This window comes from Nocardia sp. NPDC058497, from assembly GCF_042720195.1.
Taxonomy (GTDB): Bacteria; Actinomycetota; Actinomycetes; order Mycobacteriales; family Mycobacteriaceae; genus Nocardia.
Window position 1 is genome coordinate 1 of record NZ_JBHXMY010000218.1, and the last position, 8,901, is coordinate 8,901.

Annotated in this window: 10 protein-coding genes; 8 read left to right on the forward strand and 2 right to left on the reverse strand. The window is 69.3% G+C overall.

Going from position 1 to position 8,901, the window contains the following annotated elements; all coding sequences use genetic code 11:
• Positions 1–16 precede the first annotated feature (16 nt).
• Positions 17–391 (forward strand): DUF742 domain-containing protein, encoded by a 375-nt coding sequence (locus tag ACFWPJ_RS16465; protein ID WP_378852155.1) that lies wholly within the window; start codon positions 17–19, stop codon positions 389–391.
• Positions 372–974, forward strand: coding sequence for an ATP/GTP-binding protein (locus tag ACFWPJ_RS16470; RefSeq protein ID WP_378852141.1), 603 nt, complete (start codon positions 372–374; stop codon positions 972–974). Before ACFWPJ_RS16465 ends, ACFWPJ_RS16470 begins: the two co-directional genes overlap by 20 nt.
• 52 nt (positions 975–1,026) lie before the next feature.
• Here ACFWPJ_RS16470 and ACFWPJ_RS16475 read toward each other — a convergent pair whose 3' ends face one another.
• A complete protein-coding gene (locus ACFWPJ_RS16475; protein WP_378852143.1) occupies positions 1,027–1,614 on the reverse strand; it encodes a DUF6000 family protein in 588 nt (195 codons plus the stop codon).
• A gap of 137 nt (positions 1,615–1,751) precedes the next feature.
• On the opposite strand from ACFWPJ_RS16475, the gene ACFWPJ_RS16480 reads away from it, so the two are divergent.
• Both ACFWPJ_RS16480 and ACFWPJ_RS16485 read left to right on the forward strand, forming a co-directional pair.
• Positions 1,752–3,260, forward strand: a complete 1,509-nt coding sequence (locus ACFWPJ_RS16480) for a carboxyl transferase domain-containing protein (protein WP_378852157.1) — start codon at positions 1,752–1,754, stop codon at positions 3,258–3,260.
• 150 nt (positions 3,261–3,410) lie between these two features.
• A complete protein-coding gene (locus tag ACFWPJ_RS16485; protein ID WP_378852145.1) occupies positions 3,411–4,265 on the forward strand; it encodes an aldo/keto reductase in 855 nt (284 codons plus the stop codon).
• Here the strand turns inward: ACFWPJ_RS16485 and ACFWPJ_RS16490 are convergent.
• Positions 4,246–5,340 (reverse strand): NAD(P)-binding domain-containing protein, encoded by a 1,095-nt coding sequence (locus tag ACFWPJ_RS16490; protein ID WP_378852147.1) that lies wholly within the window; start codon positions 5,338–5,340, stop codon positions 4,246–4,248. The two genes, ACFWPJ_RS16485 and ACFWPJ_RS16490, sit on opposite strands and share 20 nt — an antisense overlap.
• A 116-nt stretch (positions 5,341–5,456) precedes the next feature.
• On the opposite strand from ACFWPJ_RS16490, the gene ACFWPJ_RS16495 reads away from it, so the two are divergent.
• The 4 genes from ACFWPJ_RS16495 to ligD form a co-directional block, all read left to right on the forward strand.
• Entirely contained in the window at positions 5,457–6,185 is a 729-nt protein-coding gene (locus ACFWPJ_RS16495; RefSeq protein WP_189030269.1) for an enoyl-CoA hydratase, read from the forward strand.
• Entirely contained in the window at positions 6,185–7,318 is a 1,134-nt protein-coding gene (locus ACFWPJ_RS16500) for an MBL fold metallo-hydrolase (protein ID WP_378852149.1), read from the forward strand. Before ACFWPJ_RS16495 ends, ACFWPJ_RS16500 begins: the two co-directional genes overlap by 1 nt.
• 27 nt (positions 7,319–7,345) lie before the next feature.
• Positions 7,346–7,672, forward strand: coding sequence for an antitoxin (locus ACFWPJ_RS16505; RefSeq protein ID WP_378852151.1), 327 nt, complete (start codon positions 7,346–7,348; stop codon positions 7,670–7,672).
• A 51-nt stretch (positions 7,673–7,723) separates the two neighbouring features.
• A partial coding sequence (gene ligD, locus ACFWPJ_RS16510) for a non-homologous end-joining DNA ligase (RefSeq protein ID WP_378852153.1) occupies positions 7,724–8,901 on the forward strand: 1,178 nt, incomplete at its 3' end.

An 8,901-nucleotide genomic window follows, 5' to 3' on the forward strand; every position in this document is an offset into this window, starting at 1 on the left:
GGTTCCTGTTGGTGGTATGGACATAGCCTCTCACCGCATGGGGAGCGCCGAGCCCAGCCTCGTCCGCCCGTACTCCTTGACTGCCGGCCGCACCAAGCCGGCGGTCGAGTTGGCGCTGGAGGCCCTCGTTGCATCGCATCCGGTCGCCATGGAGCGGCAGTTCGAACTGAACAACCTCGAAACGTCCATCGTGGAGTTGTGCAGGCAATCGCCGTCCGTTGCCGAGATAGCTGCCCAATTGGGTATCCCGATCGGTGTAGCGCGGGTACTCGTGGCCGATCTCATCGAGGCCGGTCATGTCCGGGTCTCGGCGACTTTGAAAGACGATTCCAGCGACGATGAACGTCGCGAGCTGATCGAAAGGGTTCTCAGTGGACTCCGGCGTATTTGATTCGACGGCGCAGGTCGACACCCGCACGAGCAAGCCGACTTCGGCGAAGATCGTTGTCGCCGGTGGCTTCGGTGTCGGTAAGACCACGTTGGTCGGTGCAGTGTCGGAGATCGTTCCGCTGCGCACCGAGGCGTTGGTGACCAACGCCAGTACCGGAATCGACAACCTGACCGGCATTCCGATGAAGTCGACCACCACGGTGGCGATGGACTTCGGCCGGATCAGCCTCGCCGACGACCTGGTCCTGTACCTGTTCGGTACGCCGGGCCAGTACCGGTTCTGGTTCATGTGGGACGACCTGATCAAGGGCGCCATCGGCGCCGTGGTGCTGGTCGACACCCGCAGGCTGGAAGACAGCTTCGCCGCGGTCGACTACTTCGAGGCTCGCGGTCTGCCGTTCCTGGTGGCGCTCAACGAGTTCGACGACGCACCGAAGTACCCCCTCGAGGACATCCGCCAGGCCCTCGCGGTCCCCGCCGACGTGCCGATCATGTCGATCGACGCCCGCCGCCGCGAACCCGCTAAGCAGGCCCTGGTCTCCTTGACCGAGTACGCACTGCGCAAGGTCATGCAGGGCTACTGACCCGGAGACGGGGCTGCCGCGATGAAGGCAGCAGCCCCGCATTCGTTCCCGCTCAGTACCGCTGCGCCCTGATCTGCTCGGCGAGCGCGCAAAGCGGATCGATCAGGTGCTCGGCGGCACTCGGTGGCTGCCGGTACCCGAAGGCCTCGAGGAAGCGTGCCGCGTGCCCGGTACCCAGCCTGTCGTCGATAGTGAGCAGTGCGTGCACCGCCGGTGTCCGGCTGTGCCGATGCACTCCGGGAATATCCCCGTTCAGGTACTCGACCAGAATGTCGGCATCCGCGGCTGTCCCGAAGCGGGCGAACGCGAAGCAGTATCCGAAGCCCGCATGGACGACTTCGTCGCCGAGCAACAGTTCGGCCAGCTCTTCCCGAAATCGGATGCGGCGGTCGAGCGCGATGAGCCATGCCGCGGTAAGCCGTGGCCGCCAATCCAATTCCAGGAGTTTGCGCAGCTCCGCGTCGGTGATCTCGCGGGCATCCCGGGCGAGCCCGGCCTCGAGCTGGTCGCGGTCGGGCCTGTCGCGCAATGGATTCAGGCCCAGCAGTTTCATGTAGCGGCCCGGGCGGCCGAAATCGCCGATGACCCACCGCTGAACCAGCGCCCGGTCCTCCTGGGTCGTCGGATCGCGGAAGGCCACAGCAACATTCTGCCTGAGCGAGGGTGATGCCGGTGGGTCGATTTCGGCCCACCGACTCGGGTCAGATTCTCGAATGTTCTGCCGCGATGTCGTGACCCTCGGCGCCCGCGGCGGCCCGCTAGGCTCTGCGCGTGCACATGTCCGCGAATGACCTGATCGCGCAGCTGCTCGATCCCGATTCGTTCCAGAGCTGGGACCGGCCGCCGATCGAGCCCGCGGTCGCCCCGCGGTATCGCCAGGAGCTCGTCGCCGCGGCGCGGCGGGCCGGTACCGATGAGTCGGTGCTGACGGGGGAGGGGTTGCTGCGCGGGCGCCGGGTGGCCGTGATCGCGTGTGAGTTCGCGTTTTTGGCCGGGTCGATCGGGGTCGCGGCGGCGGAGCGGATCGTGTCGGCGGTGGAGCGGGCTACCGAGCTCGGGCTTCCGCTCATCGCGTCACCGACTTCGGGTGGCACCAGGATGCAGGAGGGCACAGTCGCTTTCGTGCAGATGGTGAAAATCGCGGGGGCGGTCGCGGTGCACAAGGCCGCGGGGCATCCCTATCTGGTGTATCTGCGCAATCCCACGATGGGCGGGGTGTTCGCGTCGTGGGGTTCGCTGGGGCACATCACTTTCGCCGAGCCCGGTGCGCTGATCGGGTTTCTCGGTCCGCGTGTGTATGAGGCGCTGTACGGCAAGCCATTTCCGCCCGGCGTGCAGACGGCGGAGAACCTGTATCGCAACGGTGTGATCGACGGTGTGGTCACCGTCGAGGTGTTCCGTCGGATCGCGCACCGGGCATTGAGCGTCGCGAGCGGTGTCGTCCTTCCGGTCTCGGCCGAGCCGGGTTGGGCGGCGCCCGTTCGCAATCCGTCCAAGGCAACGAATCCAGCGGCGACTGCCTGGGATTCGGTACTGAGTACCCGCCGCCCCGGCCGCCCGGGCATCCGTGACCTGCTGCGCCACGTGACGCAGCGGGTTCCGCTCAGCGGCACCGGCCAAGGCGAGTCCGACCGCACGGTGGTGCACGCTCTCGCCCGTTTCGGCGGCCAGCCCTGCGTGGTCTTCGGTCACGACCGATCGGGTCAGGAAGGCGAGCACACCATGGGACCGGCCGCGCTGCGGGAGGCGAGGCGCGCGATGGCGCTGGCCCGCGAGCTGCGCCTGCCGCTGGTGCTGGTGATCGACACCGTCGGCGCCGCCCTGTCCAAGGAGGCCGAGGAACGCGGGCTGGCCCCGGAGATCGCCCGGTGCCTGGCCGACCTGGTCACCCTGGACACCCCGACCGTCTCGATCCTGCTCGGTCAGGGCACCGGCGGCGGCGCGCTCGCACTGCTGCCCGCCGACCGGGTACTCGCCGCCGAACACGGCTGGCTGGCTCCATTGCCGCCGGAGGGGGCGAGCGCGATCGTCTTCCGCGACACCGAACATGCTCCGGAACTCGCTGCGGCACAAGGTATCCGCGCGGTGGATCTTCAGGCTGACGGCGTGGTGGACCGGATCGTCGACGAACACCCCGACGCAGCCGACGAACCGGTCGCCTTCGCCCGGAGGATGGTCCTCGCGGTCACCGACGAGCTGGCCGCCCTGCGCGCGCAGCCGACAGCGGACCTGCGGGCGCTGCGCCAGGCGCGGTATCGCCGGATCGGTCTTGCGGGGATCGGCTAGTGACCGGACGGAAGGGTCTGGCGGGTTCCGCACATCGACCGCGGATCAGCGTGGTTGGGGTTTTACCGACTTGCGCCCCGATTCCATGGCGGGGAAACACGCAGGGGAGCGTCGTTGACGCTACGCCGAACCACTTCTACCGTCGAACAGGTGACCTTCCGTAGCGCTAGCAGCCGCGTTCCCACCATCGTGCTCAACGACGGGAACGTCATCCCGCAGCTCGGCTTCGGTGTCTTCCAGGTGCCGGAGGACGACGTCACGCCCGTGGTGGCCGAGGCGCTGAAGGTCGGCTACCGCAGCATCGACACGGCCGCGGTCTACGGGAACGAGGAAGGCGTAGGCCGCGCGATCCGTGCCTCGGGGATCCCCCGCGACGAGATCTACGTGACCACCAAGCTGTGGAACGCCGACCAGGGCTACGACAGCACGCTGCGCGCCTTCGACGCCAGCATGCGGCGGCTGGGCCTGGACTATCTCGACCTGTACCTGATCCACTGGCCGGTGCCGTCGGCAGGCCGCTACGTCGACACTTTCCGGGCATTCCAGGCGCTCAAGGCACAGGGCCGGATCCGCTCGATCGGCGTCTCCAACTTCCGGGTGACCGACCTGGTGACCCTGATCACCGAGGCGGGCGAGACCCCGGCGGTCAACCAGATCGAACTGCATCCCACCCTGGCCCAGCCCGAGCTGCGCCACTACGACGCCAACCAAGCGATCGCGACCGAGGCGTGGAGCCCGCTCGGTCAGGGCACGCTGCTGGACAACCCGACCATCGTCACCCTCGCCAAGGAACTCGACCGCACGCCCGCGCAGGTCATCATCCGATGGCACCTGCAGCTGGGCAATATCGTCATCCCGAAATCGGTCACGCCGTCGCGGATCGCCGAGAACTTCGACGTGTTCTCCTTCGAACTGGACGCGCAGGCGATGGCGGCGATCGACCGCCTCGACACGGGCACCAGGGTCGGCGGCGACCCGGCCACCTTCAGTCTCGGTCTGGACTGATCCCCAGGCAACCGGTCAATTCGGCGGCCGCGGCCCGGCCGGCCCGGTTCGCGCCGATGGTGCTGGCCGACGGCCCGTAGCCGATCAGATGGATCCGGGGATCGACCGCCACCTGGGTGGCGAGCCGACCGGTCATGGTGATCCCGCCGCCGGGTTCGCGCAGCCGCAACGGCGCGAGATGGTCCAGCGAGCTGCGGAAACCGGTCGCCCACAGGATGACATCGGCTTCCTGGAACCGCCCGTCCGCCCAGCGCACGCCCGTCGGCTCGATCCGCTCGAACATCGGCTGCCGAGCCAGCGCGCCCCGATCACGCGCGGCGCGCAGCCGCTCGTCCAGCGGGAGCCCGGTCACCGAGACCACGGATCCAGGCGGCAGACCGCGGCGCACTCGATCCTCGACGACGGCAACGGCCGCGCGCCCGTCCTCCTCGCGGAAGGGCAGCGACCGGAAGACCGGCTCGCTCCTGGTGACCCATGTGGTGGACGTCACCTGCGAGATCTCGTCGAGCAACTGCACCGCCGAAATGCCGCCGCCGACGATGACCACATGTTTGCCGGCGAACTCCGCGGCCGTGCGGTAATCGCGGGTGTGCAGCTGACGGCCGGTGAACGTGGCAGCGCCCGGATACACCGGAATGAACGGGCGCTCCCAGGTACCGGTGCCATTGATCAACCCCCGCACGCGCAGGGTCCCCGCGCCCTCGGTCTCGACCTGCAGCACCTCGCCACGACCGGCGCAGGTCTGCCCGTCAGCGGTCCGATCGCAGACGACATTTACCGTCACCTGCCGCCGTACCCGCAGGTCGAAGCGCTTTTCGTAGAGTTCGTAGTAGTGCGGCACCGCGGTGGCCGCCGGTGCGGATTCCGAGCCGGGCGGCAGGGTTTCGGCGAAGGACATCCCCGGCAGATCGTGCACCCGGTTCACGGTGGTCAGCGTCAGCGACGGCCAGCGGAACTGCCAGGCGCCGCCGGGACCGGGCGCGTGGTCGACGATGAGGAAGTCGCGTTCGGGGACCAGACCGCGGCGGCGCAGGTGGTAACCGGCCGAGAGTCCCGCCTGGCCCGCACCGATCACCTCCGATGTCGAAGTCGGTCGCCACAGCCGCCGATGCTATCGCCTTACCGGGCGTCGACGGTGGCCTGTGGCAGAGTTATGGCACCAAAGCTGTCCGGTACTTCTGGGGAGGATTCATGCTCGGCGTGACCCGCGATGGTGACGTGATCACCATCGAAATGCAGCGCGAGGAGCGCCGCAACGCGCTCAACGAGGACCTGGTCGGCCAGTTGCGCGCCGCGATGCTCGACGCGGTGGACCAGGGTGCGCGGGTCATCGTGCTCACCGGCCGCGGCCCGATCTTCAGCGCGGGCGCCGACCTGTCCGGCGTGTACTCCGAGACGTTCCTGTCCGGCCTGCTCGACATGCTGCATACCATCGAAGCCCTGCCGGTCCCGGTGATCTCGGCGATCAACGGCGGCGCGCTCGGCGCCGGCGTGCAGCTGGCGCTGGCCTCGGACCTGCGGGTGCTCGAGCCCGACGCCTACATCGCGGTCCCGGCCGCCAAACTGGGCATCTCGGTCGACCGCTGGACGGTCTCGCGGCTGGTCTCGCTGATCGGCGGCGGCCCGGCCCGCACCATCCTGCTCGCGGCCGACCCGGTCACGGCCACCGATGCCTACGCCTTCGGCTTCGCCAACAAGCTCGGCACCCTCGCCGACGCGCAGGACTGGGCGAAGTCGATCGCCGCGCTCGCCCCGCTCTCGCTGCGGGCGATGAAGCTCATGCTCAACGACGACGGCACCCGCGAACCGGCAAGCGCCCAGCAGCGGGCCGCGCTGGAAGCGGCGTGGACCAGCGACGACGCGAAGGAGGGTCGCATGGCCCGGCAGGAGAAGCGCCCAGCGAAGTTCGTGGGCCGCTGATGGGGCTCGCACGTGTTGCGGGATCGGTGGCGAGCACGCTAGGGCTCGCCTGGGTGGCGCGTGCGGTGTGGGGTCTGCCCACGGCCATCGGCGCCGGACCGGCGGCCATCGAGCCGGTCGCGCTCGGCAAGTCGTCGTTCCGGGACGGCCGCTTCCACAACACCGAGCCGAGCAGCATGCTCGCGGCCGGCGCCGCGCCGTCGCTGCTGTGGTCCGGACTCACCAAGGGCAGGGTCGGCAGGCCGTCGCGCCCGGTGCCGCTGGTCACCCCCGCGGTGCCCGCGGAGGCCGCGCCGCTGGCGGTGACCTGGTACGGGCACGCGAGCGCGCTCGTCGAACTCGACGGCTACCGCGTGCTGGCCGACCCGGTGTGGAGCGAGCGCGTCTCGCCGTCCCCGCTGGTCGGACCGGCCCGCCTGCATCCGGTGCCCGGCGAATTGTCGTCGCTGCCCGCCGTCGACGCGGTGATCATCTCCCACGATCACTACGACCACCTCGACAAGGCGACCATCGACGAACTGGTCCGCGCGCAGCTCGCGCCGTTCGTCGTGCCGACCGGCATCGGCGCGCACCTGCGGCACTGGGGTGTGCCCGAGGACCGGATCATCGAGCTCGACTGGGGCGGCTCGGTCTCGCTCGGCCACGACGCCGACGACCGCGGACTCACCATCACCTGCGCCGAGGCCAGGCATTTCTCCGGCCGCGGCCTGGTCCGCAACACCACGCTGTGGGCGTCCTGGGCACTGGCCGGGCCGACCAAGCGGGTCTATTTCGGCGGCGACACCGGCTACACGAAGGCCTTCGCGCAGGCGGGCGCCGTCCTCGGCCCGTTCGATCTGACGCTGCTGCCGATCGGCGCCTACGACGAGCGCTGGACCGACGTGCACATGAATCCCGAGGAGGCGGTGCGCGCGCACGCCGACCTGTGCCTTGGCGACGCGGGCTACGGCCTGCTGGTGCCGATCCACTGGGCCACTTTCAATCTCGCCTTCCACGGATGGTCGGAGCCGGTGCACCGGCTGGTGTCCGCCGCGGCCGAAGCGGGTACCCGCACCGTAGTGCCCAAGCCGGGCGAGCGGGTGGTTCCGAATGACCTCCCACCACGGGTTTCGTGGTGGGAGGATGTGGAGTGAACCCTCACGGGAAAGGAACATCGTCAGATGAGTCTCGCGGACACCTTGAAGGGCTTGCTCGGTAAGGGCAAGGAGGCGGTCGAGCAGAACGCCGACAAGATCAACGAAGCGGTCGACAAGGCCGGTACGTTCATCGATGAGAAGACCGGCCACAAGTACAGCGACAAGATCGAGAAGGGCAAGGACGCGGCCAAGAAGGTCGTTCCGCCGCAGCCCGGCACCGGTCAGGGCCCCACATCCGGCACCACCCCGCCGAAGACCGACCCCGGCACCACGCCCGGCACCACCCCTGGCGGCGCTCCCGGCACAACTCCCGGCGGCACCGCGCCGACCGATCCGGGGCCGCAGGCCTGATTCGGTGCGCGGGGGCCGGGTCACTTCGGTCCCCGCCGCCGAACCGCGTCGATGGTCCGCCGGGAGTTCCGGGGTCCGCCGGGTGAGCCCGGCATCGAGGTTGAGCTCAGCAACCTCGACAAGGTGCTGTACCCGGCGACCGGGACGACCAAAGGCGAAGTGATCGCCTACTATTCGGCGATCGCCGCGGCCATGCTGCCCCACGTCGCCGGGCGGCCGGTCACCAGGAAGCGGTGGCCCAACGGGGTCGATCGTCCCGATTTCTTCGAGAAGAACCTGCCCGAGCACGCGCCGGCGTGGATCCAGCGTCGCGCGATCGAGCATTCCAGCCGCAAGGTGGTCTACCCGCTGATCGATTCCGAGGCGGGCATGGCCTGGCTCGGCCAGCAGGCGGCGCTGGAAGTCCATGTGCCGCAATGGCGATTCGACGGTGATCAGCGCGGCCCGGCGACCAGGATCGTCTTCGATCTCGACCCCGGCCCCGGTGCGGGACTGGCCGAATGCGCGCGGGTCGCGCTGGCCGTGCGCGACATGGTCGCGGGCATCGGTATGCAGGCCTTTCCGGTGACCAGCGGCAGCAAGGGAATTCACGTCTACGTGCCGCTGGACCGGACTGTGAGCTCGCGCGGCGCGTCCACCGTCGCCAAGCAGGTGGCCGCCAATCTCGAACAGCTGCACCCGGATCTGGTGACGGCGACGATGGCGAAGTCGGCCCGTGCCGGCAAGGTCTTCCTGGACTGGAGCCAGAACAACGCGGCCAAGACCACCATCGCCCCGTACTCGCTGCGCGGTCGCACCGAGCCCAATGCCGCCGCGCCGCGCAGCTGGGCTGAGATCGAGGACGCTGAATCGTTGCGCCAGTTGCATTTCGACGAGGTCCTCGCCCGCTGGCAGGCCGACGGCGACCGGCTGGCCGAACTCGACCCGCCGCTGCCGAGCGGTCCCGACGCACTGACCAAGTACCGCAGCATGCGCGATCCGGAGCGCACCCCCGAACCGGTGCCTGCCACCGCACCCGAACCCGGCCCCGGTGACCGCTTCGTCGTCCAGGAACACCACGCCCGCCGGTTGCACTGGGACGTGCGACTCGAACGCGACGGTGTCCTCGCCTCGTGGGCGGTGCCCAAAGGCCCGCCCCCCCAGCCGCAACACCAGCGCCGCGCCGTCCGCCCCGAGGCTCATCCGCGCGCGTACCAGCACTTACACGGCCCCCTCCCGGTCGCGTATAC